The sequence below is a fragment of the Mesorhizobium sp. M0437 genome (assembly GCF_040321335.1).
In the GTDB taxonomy this organism is placed as follows: Bacteria; Pseudomonadota; Alphaproteobacteria; order Rhizobiales; family Rhizobiaceae; genus Mesorhizobium.
Map to the genome: position 1 here is coordinate 1 of NZ_JAMYRK010000084.1, position 21,349 is coordinate 21,349.

18 protein-coding genes and 2 pseudogenes are annotated in these 21,349 nt (G+C 60.9%); 11 read left to right on the forward strand and 9 right to left on the reverse strand.

The features are described from left to right. Positions 1-175: 175 nt before the first annotated feature. From NKI72_RS30710 to NKI72_RS30725, 4 genes are read right to left on the reverse strand one after another with little or no spacing between them, the layout of a single operon-like run. Complete coding sequence (locus NKI72_RS30710; RefSeq protein ID WP_352819637.1) at positions 176-1,375, reverse strand: mandelate racemase/muconate lactonizing enzyme family protein; 1,200 nt, start codon at positions 1,373-1,375, stop codon at positions 176-178. Between the two features lie 17 nt (positions 1,376-1,392). Beyond that, on the reverse strand, positions 1,393-2,754 hold the full coding sequence (locus NKI72_RS30715; RefSeq protein ID WP_352851701.1) for a mandelate racemase/muconate lactonizing enzyme family protein: 1,362 nt from the start codon (positions 2,752-2,754) through the stop codon (positions 1,393-1,395). Between the two features lie 56 nt (positions 2,755-2,810). Continuing rightward, on the reverse strand, positions 2,811-3,977 hold the full coding sequence (locus tag NKI72_RS30720) for a mandelate racemase/muconate lactonizing enzyme family protein (protein ID WP_352851702.1): 1,167 nt from the start codon (positions 3,975-3,977) through the stop codon (positions 2,811-2,813). Between the two features lie 54 nt (positions 3,978-4,031). Further along, positions 4,032-4,742, reverse strand: coding sequence for a GntR family transcriptional regulator (locus tag NKI72_RS30725; protein WP_352503622.1), 711 nt, complete (start codon positions 4,740-4,742; stop codon positions 4,032-4,034). Positions 4,743-4,951: 209 nt separating this feature from the next. On the opposite strand from NKI72_RS30725, the gene NKI72_RS30730 reads away from it, so the two are divergent. From NKI72_RS30730 to NKI72_RS30755, 6 genes are all read left to right on the forward strand, one after another. After that, on the forward strand, positions 4,952-6,430 hold the full coding sequence (locus tag NKI72_RS30730) for an ABC transporter substrate-binding protein (RefSeq protein WP_352851704.1): 1,479 nt from the start codon (positions 4,952-4,954) through the stop codon (positions 6,428-6,430). Between the two features lie 79 nt (positions 6,431-6,509). Next, positions 6,510-7,469: a carbohydrate ABC transporter permease gene (locus NKI72_RS30735; RefSeq protein WP_352773041.1), complete on the forward strand. Its 960-nt coding sequence runs from the start codon at positions 6,510-6,512 to the stop codon at positions 7,467-7,469. Further along, the gene (locus tag NKI72_RS30740) at positions 7,469-8,359 is read left to right on the forward strand and encodes a carbohydrate ABC transporter permease (protein WP_023679256.1); all 891 of its coding nucleotides are present in this window, start codon (positions 7,469-7,471) and stop codon (positions 8,357-8,359) included. Before NKI72_RS30735 ends, NKI72_RS30740 begins: the two co-directional genes overlap by 1 nt. 10 nt (positions 8,360-8,369) lie before the next feature. Continuing rightward, entirely contained in the window at positions 8,370-9,467 is a 1,098-nt protein-coding gene (locus NKI72_RS30745) for an ABC transporter ATP-binding protein (protein ID WP_352851706.1), read from the forward strand. A 33-nt stretch (positions 9,468-9,500) separates the two neighbouring features. After that, positions 9,501-10,664, forward strand: a complete 1,164-nt coding sequence (locus NKI72_RS30750; protein ID WP_352851707.1) for a mandelate racemase/muconate lactonizing enzyme family protein — start codon at positions 9,501-9,503, stop codon at positions 10,662-10,664. A 22-nt stretch (positions 10,665-10,686) separates the two neighbouring features. Further along, complete coding sequence (locus NKI72_RS30755) at positions 10,687-11,436, forward strand: ribonuclease activity regulator RraA (protein WP_352851708.1); 750 nt, start codon at positions 10,687-10,689, stop codon at positions 11,434-11,436. Here NKI72_RS30755 and NKI72_RS30760 read toward each other — a convergent pair whose 3' ends face one another. The 3 genes from NKI72_RS30760 to NKI72_RS30770 are packed head-to-tail and all read right to left on the reverse strand — an operon-like array spanning position 11,437 to position 14,998. Next, positions 11,437-12,258 (reverse strand): alpha/beta hydrolase, encoded by an 822-nt coding sequence (locus NKI72_RS30760; protein WP_502909005.1) that lies wholly within the window; start codon positions 12,256-12,258, stop codon positions 11,437-11,439. It abuts the gene before it with no gap. 11 nt (positions 12,259-12,269) lie between these two features. After that, the gene (locus NKI72_RS30765; RefSeq protein ID WP_352851710.1) at positions 12,270-13,757 is read right to left on the reverse strand and encodes an NAD-dependent succinate-semialdehyde dehydrogenase; all 1,488 of its coding nucleotides are present in this window, start codon (positions 13,755-13,757) and stop codon (positions 12,270-12,272) included. Between the two features lie 17 nt (positions 13,758-13,774). Beyond that, entirely contained in the window at positions 13,775-14,998 is a 1,224-nt protein-coding gene (locus NKI72_RS30770) for an iron-containing alcohol dehydrogenase (RefSeq protein WP_352851711.1), read from the reverse strand. 332 nt (positions 14,999-15,330) lie between these two features. Between NKI72_RS30770 and NKI72_RS30775 the strand changes: the two genes are divergently transcribed. Then, positions 15,331-16,023 (forward strand): GntR family transcriptional regulator, encoded by a 693-nt coding sequence (locus NKI72_RS30775; RefSeq protein ID WP_502909007.1) that lies wholly within the window; start codon positions 15,331-15,333, stop codon positions 16,021-16,023. A gap of 151 nt (positions 16,024-16,174) precedes the next feature. Continuing rightward, positions 16,175-16,768: a DJ-1/PfpI family protein gene (locus NKI72_RS30780; protein WP_352493019.1), complete on the forward strand. Its 594-nt coding sequence runs from the start codon at positions 16,175-16,177 to the stop codon at positions 16,766-16,768. Positions 16,769-16,830: 62 nt separating this feature from the next. On the opposite strand, the pseudogene NKI72_RS30785 reads toward NKI72_RS30780, so the two are convergent. After that, positions 16,831-17,728, reverse strand: a pseudogene (locus NKI72_RS30785) (GntR family transcriptional regulator). A gap of 155 nt (positions 17,729-17,883) precedes the next feature. Here NKI72_RS30785 and NKI72_RS30790 point away from each other — a divergent pair. The 3 genes from NKI72_RS30790 (at position 17,884) to NKI72_RS30800 (ending at position 20,479) form a co-directional block, all read left to right on the forward strand. After that, positions 17,884-18,936 carry an ABC transporter permease gene (locus NKI72_RS30790; protein WP_352851713.1) on the forward strand — a complete coding sequence of 351 codons (1,053 nt, stop codon included), beginning with the start codon at positions 17,884-17,886 and terminating at the stop codon, positions 18,934-18,936. Further along, entirely contained in the window at positions 18,933-19,703 is a 771-nt protein-coding gene (locus NKI72_RS30795) for an ATP-binding cassette domain-containing protein (RefSeq protein ID WP_352851714.1), read from the forward strand. Before NKI72_RS30790 ends, NKI72_RS30795 begins: the two co-directional genes overlap by 4 nt. Before the next feature lie 107 nt (positions 19,704-19,810). Continuing rightward, a complete protein-coding gene (locus NKI72_RS30800; protein ID WP_502909006.1) occupies positions 19,811-20,479 on the forward strand; it encodes a sugar ABC transporter substrate-binding protein in 669 nt (222 codons plus the stop codon). On the opposite strand, the pseudogene NKI72_RS35540 reads toward NKI72_RS30800, so the two are convergent. Beyond that, positions 20,404-20,562 (reverse strand): annotated as a pseudogene (locus NKI72_RS35540) (DUF982 domain-containing protein); the annotation flags it as partial. The gene NKI72_RS30800 and the pseudogene NKI72_RS35540 sit on opposite strands and share 76 nt — an antisense overlap. Between the last annotated feature and the right edge of the window lie 787 nt (positions 20,563-21,349).

Consider the following 21,349-nt stretch of genomic DNA (forward strand, 5'->3'; position numbering starts at 1 on the left):
TCATCCTATCGGAGGACAGCCAGCCGGCCAGATGTTCGAACATCGCCGCCACATCTCAGGTGGCCACCGCTTCCGCGATTACTTCATGTTCGTTCCTCGGCCCCGAAACGGTCATTCTGGATGAGAGGTTGCGTGAAGCAGTCCGCGCAGTGCAGGGTGGCGCAAGAAGGATGGTTCAGTCGAAGAAGCCTGCATCCTCGTCCCGGAGATACTTCCTGGCTGCTTCGGCGTCGATATCGAGGCCCAGCCCCGGCGCTTCCAGCAGGTCCACCATGCTGTCCTTCACGATCTGCGACGGCAGGCCGATTACGAGGTCCTCCCACCAGGGGTCGGAGGCGCTCGGGCATTCGAACGCGATGTAGTTGGCGGGCAGGGTGGCGCAGACATTGATCAGCGCGCCGAGGCCCAGAAGGCCGTTCGCGGTGCCGTGCGGTGCCATCAGGATCGAGTGCATATAGGCGTGCTCGGCGACCCATTTGAGCTCGGCAATGCCGCCAATATCGGCCGGATCCGGGCCGATGACGCGCACCGCCTGCGTTTCGATCAGCTCCTTGAAATTGTGCCGCAGGTATATCTGCTCGCCGGTATGGATTGGCGTCGAGGTGGAGGTGGTCAACTCCCGATAGGCCTGCGGATTGACCCACGGCACATAGTCGCCGGTCAGCATGTCCTCGAGCCACATCAAATTGTACTTCTCGACCGCGCGAGCGAACTTGATCGCATCGGGCAGCATCCAGCCCGGGCCGCAGTCGAGCGCCAGGCTGACCTTGTCGCCCAGCACTTCCTTCATCGCCATCACGCAGTCGAGCATATGGTTGAAACCGCGCTCGCTGATCACGCCCTGGTCCATGGCACCGTGATAGCCGGCCTTCTTCTGCGTCACGCCGTAGTGAAAGCCCTCGATGGTGTCCTTCATGTTGGAATGGAACGAGATTCCCTGCTTGATCATGAAGAAATTCTGCGGCTGCTCCATCATCCATTTCACGTCAGCGGCGTAATCCTCCGGCCGGTCCCCCGTTCGCTTCTGGCGGATCGAGCCGTTATAGACGCGCACCTTGTCGCGCACCTTGCCGCCGAGCAGTTTGTAGGCCGGCACGCCTGCGGCCTTGCCGGCTATGTCCCACAGCGCATGCTCGATAGCGCTTACCGCCGCGCCATAGGGCTTGAAAGAGCCGCGTTGGCGGATCTTCAGCATCACCCGCTCGACATCGGTAGGGTCCTCGCCGATCAGCGCCTCACGGAAATGCAGCACCCAAGGCTTGAGATAGGTCTTGGTGAACTCGACTTCGCCAAGGCCATAGAGGCCCTCGTCGGTAACGATGCGGACTATTGGGTGTTTGCCGATGACGGCGCAGCGGAGATCGGTGATCTTCATCTTCGGTTCTTTTCGCCTCAGCTCCAGATACGGTCCCAGGAATACTCGTCGTCCCAATGATCCGTGGGCTGCCAGATGCCGGTGACACCCGGCTGCAGATGCTGCGAGATCACCTCGTCGACGACGTCGTCAATCCCCAGGCCAGGTTTGTCCGGAACAGTGATAAAGCCGTCCTTCACGAGCGGCTTGGGAAGGCCGGTGACGATATCGTCCCACCAGTCGACATCGGCAGAGTGGTATTCGAGCGCCATGAAGTTTTCGGTCGCGGTCGCGACATGTGCCGCGGCCATTGCGGCGATTGGACTTTCGGCCATATGGATGGCCATTGCGATGCCGTGGTCCTGGGCCATGTCGCCGATCTTCTTGCTCTCGAGGATGCCCCCGCTGGTGAGCAGGTCCGGGTGGATAATGGAAAGGCCGCCGCTCTTGAGCAGAGGCTCGAAGCCTTCCTTAAGGTAGATGTCCTCGCCGGTGCAGATCGGCACCGTAGTGGCGGCCTGCAGTTGCCGGAACTGCTCGGTGTACTGCCATGGGATCACATCCTCGAGCCAGGCCGGCACGTATTTTTCAATCCGCCTGGCGAGCCGAATACCGTCCTGCAGCGAGATGTGGCCGACATGGTCAATGGCGAGCGGAATATCCATGCCGATAACATCGCGAACCTCGGCAATATACTGTTCAAGCAGGTCGAGGCCCTTGTCGGAAAAGTGGAGGCCGGTAAACGGATGGGGGACGTTATGCAAATCGTAAGCGGCATTGCGGGCGCGCCGCTCCGCCATGGTCTTGACCGGGCCGCGGCCTGGATGGATGCGGTACCCTTCAAGTGAACCGGCAGGGGAGACGACCGCACCGGGTACATCCGCGATCTGCATCAGCCCCAGATCCATCTTGAGGAAGGTGAAGCCGAGCGCCATGCGCTGCCTGAGGCGCTTGCCGGTCTCGGTGCCGCTCGGCACGGTAGCGTCGGTGTCGCAATAGACGCGCACCTTCTCCCGAAACCGGCCGCCGAGCATCTGGTAGATGGGAACGCCATAGGCCTTGCCGGCGAGATCCCACAACGCGATCTCGACCGCCGAGACGCCGCCGCCTTGCCGGCCGTGGCCACCGAACTGCTTGATCCGGCGAAACAGGCGGTCGATGTCGCAAGGGTTCTCGCCAAGCAGCCGGCTCTTCAGCATCAGCGCGTAGGTGGCACTGGCGCCGTCGCGCACCTCGCCAAGCCCGACGATGCCCTGGTTGGTGTAAATCTTGAGCAGGGTCGAGGTGAACGGCGCGCCGACGATTTCGGCTACCCGCATGTCGGTGATGCGAAGCTGGGATGGCTTGGAGTTCGCGTTTACCCGATTGAGCGCTTCGTCGGCGCCACCTGTCTTTGCCATGACTTATCCTCGTTTTCGGCTTGTCGTCTCGCACCCGGGGCCGGTATAGAGTGTTGCTAGCCCAGCTCAATCTCGTGGGCCTGCAGGTAGTCGCGGTCCATCTCAATACCGAGACCAGGCTTCGACGACAGCTTGAGGCTGCCGTTCGAAATGTCGAGTGGTCTGTCGATCAGGTGATCGTATTTGCCCAGGTTCCACTCCGATGTTTCGAGTTTGTAGAAATTGGGAACGGTCATCATCACCTGCGCTCCCGCAACCACGTTGATCGGTCCCGCGGCGTCATGTGGCGAGACCGGCACGTAGTAGGCTTCGCACAGTGCAGAAATCTTCTTGAGTTCGGTAATGCCGCCGGTCCAGGTAACGTCGGGCATGATGTAGTCGGCGAGCCTGTTCTCGAGTACCGGCACGAAATCCCACTTCGTGTGGCCGCGCTCGCCCCACGAGATGGCGGTATTGACCTTCTCACGTATCTGCTTGAGGGCGTTAAGGCTCTCGGGCGGGCAGGGCTCCTCAAACCAGTCGATCTGGCCGGACTCCTCGAGGCTCCGACAGAGGCGAATGGCGGTGGGGACATCGAAGCGGCCGTGCGCATCGATGAGAATGTCGACATCGGGTCCTGCCGTTTCGCGGATCAGAGCCGTGAGTTCGGCGGCCTCGCGCTCGTCCTTGCGGGTCATGCCGCCATCGAGGTAGCCGTCTCGCTGTTCGCGGGGCAGGCCATCGGCGCTGCGGCCCTGGTGGGGGTAGGGATCGAACTTGAGCGCAGTGTGTCCGGACTCGACAATGTCAAGAATTTCGCGGACCACAGCCTCCTTGCTGGTGAATTTGGCCTGGTTGGGATGGGTGTAGAGCGCGATTTCATCGCGTACCGGCCCGCCAAGCAGCTCGTAAATCGGCTTGCCGAGGACTTTGCCCCGGATGTCCCAGAGGGCAATATCGATGGCGCTCACGCATTCGACGGCGGCGCCGCGGCTTCCCATGTAGGTGAAGCTGCGGAAGATCTTGTGCCAGAGATGCTCGATACGCGCGGGATCCTCGCCTGTCACGGCGACGCCGATCTGCCGCAGGATCGTGCACAGAGCGCGGTTGGCGAGCCTTGTCGTGGTGGTGATCTCTCCCCATCCACTCACTCCCTCGTCGGTCGTCACTTCGACGAACAGGAACTCTCCCCAGTAGGAAGCATCGGACTTGATCAGCCACGGCCGAATGCTCGTGATTTTCATCTTAACTACCTTTGCCTGGAAATGGTCAGCTAACGATGTTCTGGACTGGACATTCTATCCGGCCCGAGCGGCGTTGCGCGCTCGCATCTGTTCGAGAATATGCCGGCCCGAACCCTCGACATGGCGGGAAACGAGTTCGGCCGCCTTGTCGGCCTCTCCCGCCTTCACAAGCGCGATGAGTTCGCGGTGCTCGCGCATGATCGCGGCACGTCGCGCCAGCGTGAAATTGAAACGACGGCTCACGGCTCGCAGCACTTCGCGGTGCTTCCACCAAAGCTCGGCGGCGTGGCGGTTGTAGTGCCGCTGGTACATCACGGTGTGGAAAGCGGTATCCAGCTCACTGTGCCTGAATGTGTCGGCGAAGTTGTTCTCTTCGATCAGGCCTTGGAGACGTTCGAGTTCGGCGATGTCCTCGCCGGTAGCCATATTCACAAACCATCGTGTCAGGGCTGGCTCGATCAGAACACCGATCTCGTAGATATCCCGGACAAAATCTTGATCAATGGGTCGCACGCGCGCCCCGCGGTTGGCGATAAAGGTGACAAACCCTTCGCCGCGCAACAACTGCAGGGCCTCGCGCACAGGATTGGTCGAAGTGCCGTGACGCCGGGCGAGATCGGTGACGACAAGCCGTTCGTTGGCAGCGAGCCGTCCCTCGATGATATCTTCCCTGATCAATTCATAAAGCGAGGCGCCCTCGCTGGAGGCCCCGATGGGATCGGTCCCCACCGGTGGCATCGCTTTGAAATCGCTTATTTCGGCCAAGGCCGGGCTCCCCAATTTAATACATACCTTGCCCGATATCACACACGGCTTTCGCAAACAATGTACGATTCTGCGCGTTGACAGGCAATTCACGATCTGAAAACGTACCAAGCGATCGAGAGGATACACTGAGCTGGCAGAAGCATCCTCGCGATCGAAACGAGCAAGGACCGCTTTAGGGCGGCATGGGAGAACCAGGGAGGATACCTATGACGAGAATTGCGCTCGGCAGCGCCGTCCTGCGCGGCACTGTCGCCACTGCTTTGATGGCATCCCTGACGTCTACATCGGCGCTGGGTGCACCGCCGGTCGACCTGAGCAAGTGGTCGCCGGAGTATGTGCGCTCGATTGCGGGCACACAGGATTTTGACACGGCGGCCGATTGCGCCAAGGTCACCCCGCTCGATTACAAGGGGCGACTGACATTCTGGTATCAGGGCGTGTTCGAGGGCGACCCGGACCTCCTGCGCCAGTACTACAAGGATTTCTTCGAGACCTTCCGCAAAACCTATCCGAACATCCAGCTCGAGGAACAAGCCCTCACCTATAACGACCTTCTCGACAAGTTCCGCACCGCGCTCCTGGGCAATGCCGCGCCTATGGCGGTCCGCCTGCAGATCCTGGGTGGTACCGAGTTCGCCTCAAAGGGCTATCTGCAGCCGCTCAAGCCAGAGGACGTGGGGTATTCGACCGAGGATTTCTGGCCCGGCGCCATGAAGGCAGTGACCTGGGAGGGCGTGACCTACGGCATTCCGACCAACAACGAGACGATGGCGTTCATCTGGAACGCCGACATCTTCAAGCGTGCCGGCCTCGATCCGGACAAACCGCCGGCAACGTGGGACGACGTGGTCAGGTATTCCAAGCAGATCCACGACAAGCTCGGCATTGCCGGATATGGCCTCGTGGCTCGCAAGAATGCCGGCAATACGCCGTACCGCTTCATGCCACAGCTGTGGGCCTATGGCGGAGGTGTCTTCGACGAAGCGACGCCGAACCCGACCTATGAGCAGGTCCAACTCGATAGCCCGCAAAGCAAGGCAGCGCTGCAAGCCTCCTACGACATGTATGTTCGCGACAAGTCGGTTCCGGTTTCGGCACTCACCAATCAGCAGGCCGATAATCAGCCCCTGTTCGTCGCTGGCCAGCTCGGCATGATGATCTCGCACCCGTCCGATTACAACGTCATGCTCGACCTGCAGAAAAAGGCGACGGGCACCGACAAGGACAAGGCGCAGACGGTCATCGACAACATGCGCTACGGCCTGATCCCGACTGGTCCCGACGGCAAGCGCGCCGTCGTGTTCGGCGGCTCGAACATTCACATCCTGAAACCCGAATATGTCGAGGGCGGCAAGGTAGACGAGCCGGCCGCGAAAGCTATCATCTGCATGTGGACGAGCCCTGAATGGTCGCTGAAGATGGCCTACGCCGGATCAAACCCTGGCAACCTCAACGGCTTCAAGACCAAGTGGATGAAGGAACGTCTGGACAACATCAAGTTCCTCGACGTCACCACCTCGATGCTGCCATACGGCATCCCGTTCCCAGCTCTGCCGCAGGCCCCCGAGATCATGAACATCATCATCCCGGACATGCTGCAGAATGCCCTGACCGGAGCGATGACCGTCGACGAGGCAGCGGACGACGCGGCCAAGAAGGTAAGAGACCTGATGGGCGGACTCTAGTCCAAGCCACACCTACGACCTGGACCGGCGGCGCCGTTGGCGCAGCCGCAGCGTTCCGAAGAAAAAGGGCACGCCACAAGTGACGATCGTGACCGGCAAGGCCGAGGCTCGCCGAAGATTGCAACCCGGTTGGTCCGGCGCGCTGCGGAAGGTCTGGGAGCATCGTGCGGACTACGCGTACGTGCTCCCAGCGATCGCCGTGATGCTCATCGTCATCGCCTATCCGATCTACTACACGGTCGAGCTGTCGTTCTTTAAGACACCGCCTGGCCTGCAACTCCGCGACAAGACCTTCATCGGCTTCGACAACTACGCGACCATCCTCACCAGTCAGGTGTTCTGGAAAGTCACCTGGAACACGCTGATCTGGACTCTGGGGTCAACTTTCATCTCCTTTGTCCTGGGGTTTGCCACAGCGCTGGCGCTCCACCGCGACTTCATCGGCCGTGGTGTCCTGCGCGCCGTCCTGATCATCCCTTGGGTCATCAGCGCCGTCGCCGCCTCCTACATCTGGAAGTGGATCTACCATTCGGACTTCGGGATCATCGGCGCGGTGCTGGTCGGCCTCGGATTGGCCGCCCATCCGCCGAATTTCATCGACAATGTCAGCACGGTGCTGCCCTCCCTGATCGTCGTCAATATCTGGCGCGAGTTTCCCTTTGCCATGATCATGATGATGGCCGGCCTGCAGACAGTCCCCGATCAATTGCTCCGTGCCGCAAAAGTCGACGGTGCCAATGCATGGCAGCGCTTTTGGCACGTCACCTTCCCGCACTTGCGCAACGTCTCGGTGGTGACGATGCTGCTGCTCGCGGTGGCCAACTTCAATTCCTTCATCATCCCCTGGATCATGACCGGCGGCGGGCCGTCGAACGCATCGCATATCTGGATAACCCACATTTATGAGCTCGCCTTCGGACGGCAGCGCTGGGGCGTGGCATCGGCCTATTCGGTGCTCCTGTTCCTCACGCTGATGACGCTGGGCTACTTCTACGTCCGTGCGTTAAGCGGCAACGAGCGGAAAGAGGGGAGCGCCTGATGAGCACGATTGCCGAGACAGCACCTCGAGCCCAGACCCGTCGCCGCATGCGCGTCGACGGATGGCGGTGGGCCGGCCGCATATTCCTCGTGTTCATGCTGCTTTATACCGCGTTGCCGATGATCTGGATGCTGATCACCTCGATCAAGTCCGGATTCGCGGCGACACAATTCCCGCCGCAATGGTGGCCGGACGAACCTACCCTCGCCAGCTACCAGAAACTGCTCGATCCGCAGAACAGCGTCGGCCAGGACTTCCTCCGCTTCTTCTGGAACAGCCTTTTCGTGTCGACCGTCACGACAATCCTTTCGGTGATCGTGGCTGTCCCAGCGGCCTACGCGTTTTCGCGCTTCAGTTTCCCCGGCCGGAATTTCCTGTTCTTTGCCGTGCTGCTGCGCAACATGTTCCCGGCGGTGATCTTTCTCGTGCCACTCTTCATCCTGATGCGCGCCATCGGTCTGATAAACACGCATGGCTCGCTGATACTCACCTATCTCACCTTTGGCCTGCCGCTGGCGATCTGGCTGCTCAAGGGCTTTTACGACAATATCCCGGTGCAGCTTGAGCAGGCGGCGCGCATCGATGGCGCAACACGGTTCCAGGCCTTCATCATGATCGTGATGCCGCTCTCGACGCCGGGGATCATCGCCACCGCAATCTATTCCTTCATCGGCGCGTGGAACGAGTACATCTACGCCTACACCTTCCTCTCCAAGAACGAGCAGTTGACCCTGCCGGTCGGCATCCAACGCTTCTTCTCGGAAAATACGACGGATTTTCCGGGCCTGATGGCGGCCAGCTTCATGATGAGCGTGCCCGTCGTGGTGCTGTTCCTGGTCCTGCAACGATACTTCGTACGCGCCCTTACAGAAGGCGCGGTCAAGCACTAGGGAGTTGCCGATGGCCCACGTGGTCCTCCAAGATCTCGTCAAGAGCTATGGCAGCTTCAAAGCTGTCAACCACGTCTCGCTGACGGTCAATGACGGCGAGTTCGTTGCGCTCGTCGGGCCTTCAGGCTGCGGCAAGACAACCACGCTCAATCTTGTCGCGGGGCTGACCCCGATCACAGCGGGCGACATCATCATCGGCGAGCGGGTGGTCAACGACCTCGACCCCAAGGACCGGGACATCGCAATGGTGTTCCAGAACTACGCGCTCTACCCGCAGAAATCGGTCTACAAGAACCTGGCGTTCCCGCTTCAGATGCGCAAACTCCCCAGGGACGAGATCGACAAGAAGGTCAAGGAAGCGGCGCGAGTGCTCGACATGACGCACCTGCTCGAGCGCAAGCCGCGCGAACTTTCGGGCGGGCAGCAGCAGCGTGTGGCCCTTGGCCGTGCCCTCGTTCGCGACCCCGCCGTGTTCCTCATGGACGAGCCACTGTCTAACCTCGATGCCAAACTGCGCGTGCAGATGCGGTCGGAGATCAAGCGTTTCCACCAGGACCTCAAGGCGACGATCATCTATGTGACGCACGACCAGCTCGAAGCCGTGACCATGGCTGACAAGATGGCGGTGATGAATGGCGGCTACATGCAGCAATACGATTCACCGGCGCAGGTCTTCGCCCATCCGGTGAACATGTTCGTGGCCAGCTTCATCGGCAGCCCGGCGATGAGCCTTATTCCGTTAGAGGCCTCGATGGCAAACGGCAACACGGTGTTGACCGGCGCCGAGGGCTGGCGCCTTGAGCTCTCACCGCGCAATGCCCAGAAGGTGGCGAAAGCGACGACCAGGAAAGTCGTGCTCGGCGCACGTCACTCGACGATCAAGCTCCACAAGAGTGCGGTCCCTGGTTCCATTCCGGCCAAGGCCTACACGGTGGAACCGACCGGCGACGTCACCTTCGTCCAGGCGTTCCTGTCCGGCGCCATCGTCAACGTCAGCGTGCCGCCGAACATTGCCGTCGCGCCCGACGAGCAGATCTGGCTCGAGTTCGACCAGGAGCGGATGCATCTGTTCGATGGCGAAACTGAAATGGCCCTCAAGGCCAACTGAGATAGAGCGAATGCGCGTGAAACGTGGGCGTGGATGACTGAGAAGCTTAAGATCACCGCGATCAAGCCCTATCCGGTGTGGGTAGGAACGCGCAACCAGATGCTCGTCAAGGTCGAGACCGACCAGGGCATCTTCGGCTGGGGCGAGAGCGGCTTGAGCGGTCGCGAGAGGGCCGTGGCCGGCGCGGTCGAGCACTATCGCGAGTTTCTCATCGGCCGCGACCCGATGCAGATCGGGCGGATCTGGCAGGAGGTTTACCGCAGCCAGTACTTCGAAGGCGGGCGAGTCCTTCAGGCGGCGATTTCCGCCATCGACATCGCCCTTCACGACATCAAGGGCAAGGCGCTGGGCGTGCCGGTCTACGAGCTGCTGGGCGGCAAGCAGCGCGACCGCATTCCCACCTTTGCCTCGACCGGCGACGAGGCCGAGGGCGACGTTGCCATCGAACGGGCCCGCGAGCTTCGCGCGCAGGGGTGGCAGGCGATCCGCTTCTTCCCCTTCGGGCAAAACAGCAAGGACATCTTCGAGCCGCGCGAGTCCATCGGCGCTACCGCAAGTATGCTGAACAAGGCGCGCGAGGCGCTGGGCAGCGACGTGGTCCTCGGCCTCGACTATCATCATCGGCTGTCGGTGGCAGAGGCCGCGAGCTTCTGCAACAAGCTCGGTCGCGGCGTGCTTGATTTCCTCGAGGAGCCGATACGGGCCGAAACGCCGGAGGCCTATGAATCGCTGCGCACGATGACCGAAATCCCCTTTGCCATAGGCGAGGAATTTGCCAGCAAGTGGCAGTTCCTGCCCTACATCGAGCGCGGCATCCATCAGTTCAACCGGCTCGATGTTTGCAATGTCGGCGGGCTCACCGAGGCGATGAAAATCGCTGGCTGGAGCGAGGCGCATTATGTGGACCTGATGCCGCACAATCCGCTTGGTCCAGTGTGCACGGCCGCGACCGTGCATCTCGCTGCCGCGGTACCCAACTTCGCGTGGCTCGAGACCAGGGCACCCGAAACAAAGCTGGGCTTCAACAATTCCGACTTCTTCCCCGTGCAACCACGGCTCGACGGGACCGATTACCCGGTCGGCGATCTGCCGGGGCTCGGCGTCGAGGTCAACGAAGTTGCGGTCCAGACGCAGAGTTTGCGTTTCTGGGAAGCGCCTCACCTTAAGCGCCGCGACGGTTCTGTTACGAACTGGTAGTTCCATTCAATCGGAGTCCACAATGACACATACTTCCGACATCATGCGGCCGCCTAAAGACCTGATCGACGCGCTAAGGCAGATCGGCGCCGCGACGGTTGCCGGCACGCTTGGCCATATGGGTTTCCGCAATCCGCACATGGTTGGTCCGGTGGCGCAAAACCACGGGAAGTCGATCGTCGGGCCGGCGCTGACGCTGCAGTTCCTGCCGCAGCGGCCGGACCTCTTCACCGAAGGAGAATATGCCGATCCGGAGACACAGCTGCACCGGCACGTGCTCTATCACGCGCAGGAGGGCGATGTGGTCGTGGTCGACGCGCGCGGCGACATGAGCTCGGGCGTCTTCGGCGATATGATGTCGACGTATTTCAAGGGCAGGGGCGGGGCCGGTATCGTCATCGATGGGTGCATGCGCGACCGGCCCAATGTCGAAAAGCTCGACCTGCCCCTATGGCTGCGCGGCTGGACGCCAAACTATCATGTGCAGACCAGCATCTATCCCAATGCCGTCAACGTTCCGATTGCCTGCGGCGCTGTCACGGTGATCCCGGGCGACATCATCGTCGCCGACGACGACGGGGTGGTGGTGCTTCCCGTCGTGATGGCCCCGAAGGTGATCGAAGAAGCACAGAAGCATCATGATTGGGAGGAGTTTTCGCGAGCGAAGCTCATGGAGGGCGGGCCGTTGCAACGCTACTATCCGCTGCATGACGATGCCCGCGGAGAGTACGAGGAGTGGCGCAAAACAAATCGCCTGGAGAACCCGAGTTAGTCAGCAGGCCTTGGCGATCAGTTTTGCCAGGCAATCGCCAGCCTCGGTCCCCGGCACGCCAAGATCTCTGACACTGTCCATGTGGTTGCGGTTCGGGAGCACATGCGACGTTACCAACGATCCCTGCCGCAGCAAGCTTGCTTTGAATCGATCGGCTTGCTGATGGAAGGGTGGCGTCTCGTTGGCTCCGACCAGAACCGCCGCCTTGGTTTGAGCATCATGCCGACAGGCGAGAGGTGTGAACATGGCGACTTCCTCGTCGGTTATTCCAATCTCGTTGGCGAGAAAGGAATCCTGGAGCGGCTTCAAATCATAGAGTCCGCTCAGGAGAAGGGCTGCCTTCACATTCGAGGGGGTATGCTCGCCCTCGAACAGAAACGTTGCAAGATGGGCTCCTGCCGAATGACCACTGACAGTCAGGGCCGCCGGGCTTCCGCCATGATCGGCGATGTTGGCCAGGACCCACTGCTTGGCGCGGCGCACCTGGTCGACGATCCTCGCCATTCGGACCTTGGGCATCAGAGCATAATCGAGGATGACGGCGATGGCCCCGGCCTGGGTAATCGTCGTCGCGATGTATGAGTAGTCGCGCTTGGAGAACATTCTCCAGTAGCCGCCATGGACAAAGATGTGCACCGGTAGCGCCGTTCTTTTGCCCGCAGGAAAGAACAGGTCCATGGTCTCGGTCGGATCCGGTCCGTAGGCCACGTCTGCTGCCATCGGAATGGCGGCGCGGGCGACCTCGCTGCGGTCAACAATGTCCTGCACGATTTGGTCAAAATCAGCAACGTGGTCGCGGATGCGAAAGGGATCGCCTTGCATTCTTCTTCAGCTCACATGCTGACGGCGAGGTATTTCGCCTCCATGAACTCGGCAATGCCGTGATGCTGCCCTCCCTCGCGGCCGAGCCCACTTTGCTTGACGCCGCCGAAGGGAGCTGCCGGATCAGACATCAGCCCGCGGTTGAGAGCAATCATCCCGGCCTCGATGCGGGAAGCCACCCGCATGCCGCGCGCCAGATCGCGCGTGTAAATGTAGGCAGCAAGCCCATATTCGGTGTCATTGGCGCGTGCGATGACCTCGGCCTCCGTTTCGAAGCTCGAGATTGGCGCCACCGGCCCGAATATCTCCTCATGCGCCATCTTTGCGTCGCCCGGCACGTCGCGAAGCACCGTCGGAGGGTAGAAGAAACCGCGCCCGGACAGGACTGAGCCGCCGCACATGACCCGCGCGCCGCGTGTGACCGCGTCGACGACAAGGCGGTCTATCTTCTCGACCGCCTTTTTCGTGATCATTGGCCCGCATTCCGTGTCCGGATCAGTGCCAGCGCCGACCTTGAGCGACGACATCCGCTTCTCGAGGCCATCGCAGAAGGCTTCGTAGACGCCGGATTGCACATAGAGGCGGTTTGCGGCCGTGCAGGCCTCGCCGGCGTTGCGCATCTTGGCCACCATTGCACCATCGAGCGCCGCTTCGAGATCGGCGTCGTCGAACACAATGAACGGTGCGTTGCCGCCGAGTTCCATCGAACACGAAACCACATGCCTGGCAGCCTCTGCCAGCAGAGCGCGACCCACACCTGTCGAACCGGTGAAGGAGAGTTTGCGCACCCGCGGATCGGCCAGCATGGCGGCTGTCAAAGGCCCGGGACTGGAGGTTGTCAGGACGTTGACCACCCCTGGTGGAACGCCCGCGTCCTGGTAGAGCGCGGCGAGCGCATAGGCGGTGAGGGGTGTCTCACTGGCCGGCTTCAGGATCACCGTGCATCCAGCGGCAAGTGCCGGCGCGATCTTGCGCGTCGCCATCGCGGCAGGAAAATTCCAGGGCGTGATCAGGATGCAGATGCCGACGGGTTCGTAGTCGACCACAATCCGATTGGTGCCGGAAGGCGCAGTACCGAATTCACCGGTAATGCGAACGGCCTCCTCGGCATTCCAACGGAAAAATTCCGCGGCATAAGCGATCTCGCCGCGGGCATCCCGCAGGGCCTTGCCGTTTTCCAATGCGATGAGAGTAGCCAGTGCCTCCGATCGGTCCGTCATCAGTTCGAAGCAGCGTCGGAGGATCTCGGAACGCTTTCGCGGCGGCATTGTTCGCCAGTCGTCGGCTGCCTTGGCAGCGGCTTCAACGGCAGTGGCGGCGTCGCCCACGGTCGCATCCGGCACAGCGGCGATGACAGCCTCGGTCGAAGGATCGACGACCGGAATCACCCTGCCATCCGCGGACTGCCGCCATTGGCCGCCAATATACAGCCCGTGCGAGATTGTGTGGAAGTCGCTGATGCCCTGATCGTCAGCCAGAACCTGTGAAAACGTGTTCATCTCGATATTCCCGATTGTTACATGATGCTGGCGAGGTCGCCATCAAAGGCCGCCCGGACCAGGTGTCGCATGGTCCGCAAATCGAATGGACGCGGGTTGTTCTTGATGAGGCGCTCGATACCGATCGCCTGTTCCGCCGTCCAATCGAGCTTATCGGCGGGCAGCCCCAGCTCGGCTAACGAGGAGGTGATCCCGATTGCCCCAAACAGCCGGCTGACTTCGGCAATGGTCGCGTCGGCCAACTCGTCGGGCGTCCGGCCTTTACCATCGAGGCAGAGCGCGTTGGCGATCTCGGCCATCTCGGTCGCTGCGGCTGTTTTGTTGTACTTCATGACGTACGGCAACATGGTGGCGACGCCCAATCCGTGAGCGGTGTGGGTTATCGCGCCAACCGGATATTGCACGGCATGCGCTGCCGCTGTGCCGGCCGTTCCGAACGCGCAGCCGGCTGCCAGTGCACCCATCATGACGTCGGCCCGGGCGTCCTCGTCAGAGGGCCGGCGGCATGCCGTTTCAAGGCTTCGGCCAAGCAGCTTGATCGCCAGCAGGGCGAAATGATCGGTCAAGGCGGTTTTGCCGATAAAGACATGTTTCTGCGGAAGGCCGGGATCGGTCGCCCGCCTGGCGGCCGTGAACGCCTCGATTGCGTGCGTCAGCGCGTCGGCGCCTGCGATCGCCGTCAATCCCGGCGGGCATGTCATCGTCAGTTCAGGATCGCAGATGGCCGCGGCCGCGATCAGATACGGGCTGGAGATGCCGACCTTCAGCGTGCGATCCGGATCCGAGATCACGGCAACCGGGGTCACTTCAGAGCCGGTGCCGGCTGTCGTCGGCACCGCAATCAGCGGCAGCGTCGGGCCGGGCACCTTGAACTCGCCGTAGTAATCCTGGATCTGACCGCCGTGACTGATGAGCAACGCTGCGCATTTCGCCATGTCGAGACAGCTGCCGCCGCCAATGCCGATCACCACGTCGGGCGCGAACTTCCGTGCTTCCTCGACGCAGACGGCAACGGTGTCCCGAGGAACGTCGGGTAGCACACGATCATGCACCAGTACGTCTATCGAGGTGGCTCGCAGCCCCGCGACAATCTCTGCGAACGGGCCCGTTGCGGCAAAACGTTCATCGGTGCAGACGAGCGCGCGACGCCCGAGCCTGGCCGCGACAACCGGGATGACGTGGCGTTGGCCCTTCCCGAAGAGGATTTCGCGCGGCAGCCTTAGGGCAGCGAAAAGGCTCATGACCTGCATCCTGTGATGATGTCTGGATTGGAATGCGAGATGGCGTTCAACTCGGCCCCAAGGCCGGGTTCGATGTAAAACCCGTCTCGCAACGCGGTTGCGTATCGACGTGCCGAACCATCGTCCGCAACGCTGGCGGTCCGTTCAGCAGGTGAGGAAGCACGGGCTGCCAGGGCGGCACGCTGTTCCAGCAAGGCCACTGCAAATTCGATTGCTTTGTCTCGTAGCTGCAGCAAATGATATCCTCTATAAAATCGTATAGGATATAGGATTGCATTTACCGGAGCATCGTGTTAGCAACTCAATGTGTCAAGAGGCAAAACATGCAGGCCATGAACTTACTCAATGCGGACGATACGAACCTCGGCGGCGGGCGTATCCAGCGCTCCAGCAGCCTGGTTGAGGACGTCTACGAAGCGATTTTTGCGCAACTCATGTCGCTGAAGATTGCGCCGGGTTCCCGGATCACGGTCGACAGTCTGGTCAAGGAGTTCAACGTATCCCACACGCCGATCCGCGAGGCGCTCGGCCGGCTCGAAGGCGAAGGCCTGGTGCTGAAGACGCATCTGATCGGTTACCGCGCTGCGCCGCAGATCACGAAACGGCGGTTTGACGAACTTTATGAGCTTCGCCTGCTGCTCGAACCTCATGGCGCAGCCAAGGCAGCCGCGCTCATGGACGAGGTAAAGCTCGCGCAGCTTCAGACGTCGGCCGGCGTCATGGCGCGCCGTGAGGGCAAGGACGAGCGCCTGCGGTATTCCAACTTCGCCCGCCAGGATGCCATTTTCCATGACAAGGTCATGGAATTCGCCAACAACGAACTCGTGCGCGAGACATTGGCGCACCAGCACACCCACTTCCACATATTCCGCCTGATGTTCCATTCGCGCGTCACCGAGGAGGCGCTTGACGAGCATAAGGCCATCCTGGCCGCTTTCGCTGCGGCCGATCCTGCCGCTGCCGAGCAGGCGATGCGTCGCCATATCGAGCATTCCCGCGACCGTTTGTTGCTGGCGTTCGACTGAGACTGTCCCGATGTCCCCGTACCCGCCGTTGACGGGCATCACGCAGGCCAGTGCCAACGAAGACTACTTCCCCGATTCACCCTTCTAGAAACTCAAACCTACCAGGCGAGTACAGGTCTCGCCCGGCCGTTGTCACAGGAAAGGAAGTACCATGCCAGGCAAAAAGATCCTGATGCTGACCGGTGAATTCACCGAGGAATACGAAATCTTCGTCTACCAGCAGGCGATGGAAGCGGTGGGCCATACCGTTCACGTCGTGTGCCCAGACAAAAGCGCCGGAGACCTGATCAAAACATCGCTGCACGATTTCGAGGGCGATCAGACCTACACCGAAAAGCTCGGCCACTATGCGCTGATCAACAAGACCTTTTCCGACGCTGAGAAGCAGTTGGAGCAATACCACGCCGTGTACTGCGCCGGCGGCCGTGGCCCCGAATACATCCGCACCGACAAGCGCGTGCAGGCGATGGTGCGCCACTTCCACGAAACCAAGAAGCCGATCTTCACGATCTGCCACGGCGTGCAGATCCTGATTGCGGTGGACGGCGTCGTGCGCGGCAAGAAGGTCGGCGCACTGGCGGCTTGCGAGCCCGAAGTGACGCTTGCGGGCGGCACCTATATCGACCTGTCTCCAACGGAGGCATATGTGGATGGCACGATGGTTTCGGCAAAGGGCTGGACGGCCCTTGCAGCGTTCATCCGCGAATGTTTGAAGGTGCTGGGAACGGAAATCCGTCACGCGTAAGCGTTTGCTTCCGACGCGTTCCAGAGGATGCGTCGGTTCCCTTGAAGGGCGGGTCGACTACATCATTCAACAAGTCCGATAAGCGAACGCGTCAACGTTGCTCTTGCCGACGCCAGGTGCGCTCGGCAGGCCCGCTCAATCCGGTCAGATTCGCGGCTTTCGAGCGCATCGATATAGGCGAGATGCTCGAGGATTGCCGCCTGGTTGCGCTGCTTTTCGTCCTGCTTGTTCCACTGATAGTGGTAGTGAAAAATGAACGTGATGATGTCGTAGAAATCATCGATGAAGCGGTTCGGTGATGCCTCCTTTATGAGCCGGTGAAACCGGTTGTCCAGGCCGGAGAAGTCATGAAAACGGCCTTCAATTCGCTCCAGCAGGTCGGCATGCGCCATCTTGAGCGCAGCGAGTTTCGACCATAGGGGAGAACTGTGCGGCTGTAGTGAAAATAGTTGCGCCGAACGCAGTTCGAACATCACCCGGATCTCGAAGAGCTCAAGTGCAAAGTCTTCGGTGAAACCCTTGAAAACCCAGCCTGTATTCGGCCGTTTATCGATCAGTCCAAACCGGCTGAAGCGGATCAGGAATTCGCGAATTCCGTTGGTCGCAACGCCGAATTGGCGCGCAAGCTCGAGCTCATTGATGCTGGTTCCAGGCCTGGTGTCGCCCCGCAGCATCCACTCCATGAACTGCTGTTCGACATGCTTGGCGCGAGGTGTGGTTTCGGCGTCCGGATAGTAATCGTTGTCGCTGACCGGGCGGCCCGTCGACCTGAGGCTGTGGCGTTCGGTGATAAGTTCGCGGTGAACCAGTTCCCGCAAAACCTTTCTGACGGTTGTGCGGCTGACGCACATTCGCCGTCTAAGCTCATTTTTCGGAAGGAAGTTCACCGGCCAGTTGCCCGTCGCGCAGCATATTCGCAGCTCGATTGAAGGCCTTCTTGTAGACGGTGTCGGTTCTCATCGGATTTTCCTTGGGAACTATAACTTGTCCTTTTAGCATGAACTTTATCCATAAAAAACAACTTGACCCGGCCCGGCCGGTTGTTTTTTATCGATAAGAACACGAATTGAATTTTTGACGACACGGCTCGACAAGCCGCGGCGGGGAGGGGAAATTTGCCTGAAACGGGAAACACCGGCACGACTGTCGGCGAGGCCGCGTTGCCGGCATCCAGGAAGTCAGAAGCCGTTCCCGGCCTTGCGCTCGGCCTGATGCTGCTGAGCGCTGGTCCGGTGGTCATCCTGGTGCTGCTGATCGCCGTTCTCAGCTTTCTGTCGCCCTATTTCCTGACGGGACGCAATCTCAGCAACATCCTTGCCCAGACGGCCGTCATCTCGGTTGTTGCGATGGGCCAGCATCTGGTCATCCTGACACGCGGCATCGATCTCTCCGTCGGCTCGAACCTTGCACTGGCCTCCGTCTTCGGCGCGCTGAGCTTTCATGCCGGTGCTCCCGCCATCATCGTGATCGCCGTGATGGTTGGCTGCGGTGCCGCGGTCGGCGCCATCAACGGGCTCTTCTACGTCTTCGGCCGGCTGCCGCATCCTTTCATCATCACGCTGGCGACATTGAGCACCGCCAAGGGGCTGGCCCTGCAACTGGCCGATGGCCGCGCCATTCCTGGCATGCCGGATTCGATCGATGCGCTTGGCCGCGAGGCGGTCTGGGGCCTGCCTGGATCGGTTTTCGTCGTTGCGGGCGTTGCCGCGGTTCTTTCCGTCATGGCTAAAACCATGGTCTGGGGGCGCTGGATTTATGCCGTCGGCGGCCGGCCCGACGCCGCGCTGCGCATGGGCATTCCCGTGTCCTCGGTGCTGGTTTCGGTCTATGTCATCTCAGGGCTGTGCGCCGGCATCGGTGCCGTCATCCTTGCCGGCCGCACCGACGCCGGTTCGCCGCTGTTCGGCAATCTGCTGGAACTGGACACGATCGCGGCGGTGATCATTGGCGGCCCCAGCTTTCTTGGCGGCCGCGGCCACCTCGGCCATGCCTTGATCGGCGCCATCTTGATCGGCGTTATCCGCAACGCGCTCAACCTGCTCAACGTCAATGTCTTTTTCCAGCTCATCGTCATCGGCGTGGTCATCGTGATCGCGGTCGAGTCCGACGTGCTGCGCAATTACCTCGAAGGGCGTGTGCGTGTGCTGCAAGCCGGGAGACAGTCATGAGCGCCGTTACGGCCAAAGTCGATCACGCGGTCACGGCGGACAATCCCGTGCTGGCGGTACGCGGTGCTACCAAGCGTTTCGGTTCGGTTCTGGCCCTCGACGATGTCAGCATCGAGGTGCGGCGAGGCGAGATCGTCGGCCTGCTCGGCGACAATGGCGCGGGTAAATCGACGCTGACCAAATGCATCAGCGGGGTGCACCAACTCGATGCCGGCGCGATCCTTTTGGACGGTGCGCCAACGCAGATACGCTCCCCTGCGGATGCGCGCTTCGCCGGCATCGAGACCGTCTATCAGGATCTGGCGCTGTTCGACAATCTGACGCCGGGACAGAACTTCTTTGCTGGTCGCGAGCTGGCTGGCCCGCAATGGCTTCCGCGCGGCCTGCGGTTTCTGCAGCAGCGCCGGATGGACGCCGAGACCCGCGCTCTGCTGGCAAACCTGAAAGTTACGCTGCCGCGGCTGGATGCCGTCGTCGCCATGATGTCTGGCGGTCAAAGGCAAGCGATCGCCGTGGCCCGCTCGACCGTGTTCGCCCGCAAGGTTGTCATTCTGGATGAGCCGACCGCCGCACTCGGCCTGCGTGAATCACGCCAGGTGCTCAATCTTGTCGCTGCGCTCCGCGACCAGGGCAATGCCGTCATCCTGATCACTCACAACATGGAACACGTCGTCGAGCTCGCCGATCGCGCGGTGGTGCTTCGCCAGGGCCGCAGGGTCGGCGAACTGGTGCCGACCAAAGGCAACAAACAGGACTGGTTTCCATGATCGTTGGAGCCTGACCCGTTCGAAATTTGGGGACCTTTCAGGTCCGCAAATGCCTGAAGCGTCTCCCGCCGGGAGGCGTCTCAATCCAAGGGAGGAATACAATGCCAATGAACCGAAAACTGTTCGCAGGGCTGGTGATCGCTGTTGCGTTTTCCGTGCCGGCTTCGGCCGCAGACAAGATCAAGGTTGGCCTGATTACGAAATTCCCGGTGCCGTTCTACTCGACCATGGAGGACGCCGCCAAGAAATACGCGGCCGCTCATCCGGAGATCGAACTGGTCACCGGCCAGGGCCAGGCGGCTACCGACATCGAAGGCCAGATCGCTCTGATCGAATCCATGATCACGCAGGGCGTCAACGGGCTGGCAATCACTCCGGTCGACCCGACGGTCGCGCCGGCGCTCGACAAGGCGGTGGCCGCCGGCATCAAGGTGGTTCTCGTCGACAACAGCATTCCCAACTGGAAAGGCCAGACGGCATTGGTCTCGACCAACAACCTCAACGGCGGCAAGATCGCCGGAGAGTATCTTAAAACGGTGCTCAAGAGGTTTAATGTTAGCGAGGCCGGCATGACTCACATCAGGTCTTCAACCATGCGCGCAACTTTCCCCAGACCTGCGCTGGTCCCTCTTGTTCTAAGGAGTCCCTGTTCAGCCGCGGCCGCCTTGAAGGCCTCGAACGCAGCTTGCTGGCTGCAATGCCCGGCGAGGGATTCCTCGACCATTCGGATCGCGTTGAGCCGCCCCGGCTTTCCCATTCTAGGCCATGGTTGCTGAAGCACCTTCATTGCGTCGGCTATGGACGCGACCACCGTCAGGTTGCGATTGAGGCAGATTGTAATTGGAGTGAAGGCCCGCATCTTGTCGCTCCCCACGATTGAACGCGGCTAAACGCGAAGACAAGGGCAGTGGTTGCATGCATTTGGATTACCGCGAATTCAAAGAACCGCTGGCCGATACGATTGAGGCTGAGCAGGCTCTCCTTGGGCCCGGCACTTTGCCTCGCCGGACCATCCCGTGGTCGAACAACAGGACCCGGCGGACAAAAGCATCTGCGCACCGTCCGAAGCCGCGAACTATTTTTCGAGCTCGTCACGCCACTTGCCCGACGGCTTCTAGACTAGCACACCGCGACGAATTCGGCGGCTGTGAGAGAGGAGACATGCGTGGTGTCGGACATGCTCTAAGCGGCGCTGATAGGGCACCGCCCCCGGCTCAGCGGATGTCTGCCGCGTGAGATCGATGAGGATAAAGCCGGCCGCAACGATCAACCGCGACAACGTTGTCCGATGTAGGGGTTCGAATCGCTCTAGCGCTATCGGCAATACAGCGCGTCGATCGAAATCACCTGTTAGCCTCTCCGCTGAGCGCGGCCGCAGCTCCCTTCAGGCAAGATGCGCGAGCAGGCGGATATCTATCTGACCGAAAGCAAACAGAAGCCAGGCGTGCCCACTGAAAGCACAAGCAAGCGCAAAGGTTCCTCAACTGATGCTCGGCTGGCGGCAACTTGCTCGCCAGCCGAGTTGAGTTCAGGCGGTGGTCGGGGGAGACTGGCCAGCACACGCTGGTGATTCCAACCTTTGCCGATGTGTCCCGCCGCACTGCCAGAACGGCGGGACCGATCAAACGCTTTGCACCAGGCGGGGG

Excerpts from the sequence above, each read along its gene's own strand:
- NKI72_RS30780 (WP_352493019.1), top strand. The coding sequence starts at position 16,175 with ATGCCAGGCAAAAAGATCCTGATGCTGACCGGTGAATTCACCGAGGAA.
- NKI72_RS30800 (WP_502909006.1), top strand. The coding sequence starts at position 19,811 with ATGAACCGAAAACTGTTCGCAGGGCTGGTGATCGCTGTTGCGTTTTCC.
- NKI72_RS30775 (WP_502909007.1), top strand. The coding sequence starts at position 15,331 with ATGAACTTACTCAATGCGGACGATACGAACCTCGGCGGCGGGCGTATC.
- NKI72_RS30770 (WP_352851711.1), bottom strand. The coding sequence starts at position 14,998 with ATGAGCCTTTTCGCTGCCCTAAGGCTGCCGCGCGAAATCCTCTTCGGG.
- NKI72_RS30795 (WP_352851714.1), top strand. The coding sequence starts at position 18,933 with ATGAGCGCCGTTACGGCCAAAGTCGATCACGCGGTCACGGCGGACAAT.
- NKI72_RS30720 (WP_352851702.1), bottom strand. The coding sequence starts at position 3,977 with ATGAAAATCACGAGCATTCGGCCGTGGCTGATCAAGTCCGATGCTTCC.
- NKI72_RS30715 (WP_352851701.1), bottom strand. The coding sequence starts at position 2,754 with ATGGCAAAGACAGGTGGCGCCGACGAAGCGCTCAATCGGGTAAACGCG.
- NKI72_RS30760 (WP_502909005.1), bottom strand. The coding sequence starts at position 12,258 with ATGCAAGGCGATCCCTTTCGCATCCGCGACCACGTTGCTGATTTTGAC.
- NKI72_RS30755 (WP_352851708.1), top strand. The coding sequence starts at position 10,687 with ATGACACATACTTCCGACATCATGCGGCCGCCTAAAGACCTGATCGAC.
- NKI72_RS30740 (WP_023679256.1), top strand. The coding sequence starts at position 7,469 with ATGAGCACGATTGCCGAGACAGCACCTCGAGCCCAGACCCGTCGCCGC.
- NKI72_RS30745 (WP_352851706.1), top strand. The coding sequence starts at position 8,370 with ATGGCCCACGTGGTCCTCCAAGATCTCGTCAAGAGCTATGGCAGCTTC.
- NKI72_RS30710 (WP_352819637.1), bottom strand. The coding sequence starts at position 1,375 with ATGAAGATCACCGATCTCCGCTGCGCCGTCATCGGCAAACACCCAATA.
- NKI72_RS30765 (WP_352851710.1), bottom strand. The coding sequence starts at position 13,757 with ATGAACACGTTTTCACAGGTTCTGGCTGACGATCAGGGCATCAGCGAC.
- NKI72_RS30730 (WP_352851704.1), top strand. The coding sequence starts at position 4,952 with ATGACGAGAATTGCGCTCGGCAGCGCCGTCCTGCGCGGCACTGTCGCC.
- NKI72_RS30750 (WP_352851707.1), top strand. The coding sequence starts at position 9,501 with ATGACTGAGAAGCTTAAGATCACCGCGATCAAGCCCTATCCGGTGTGG.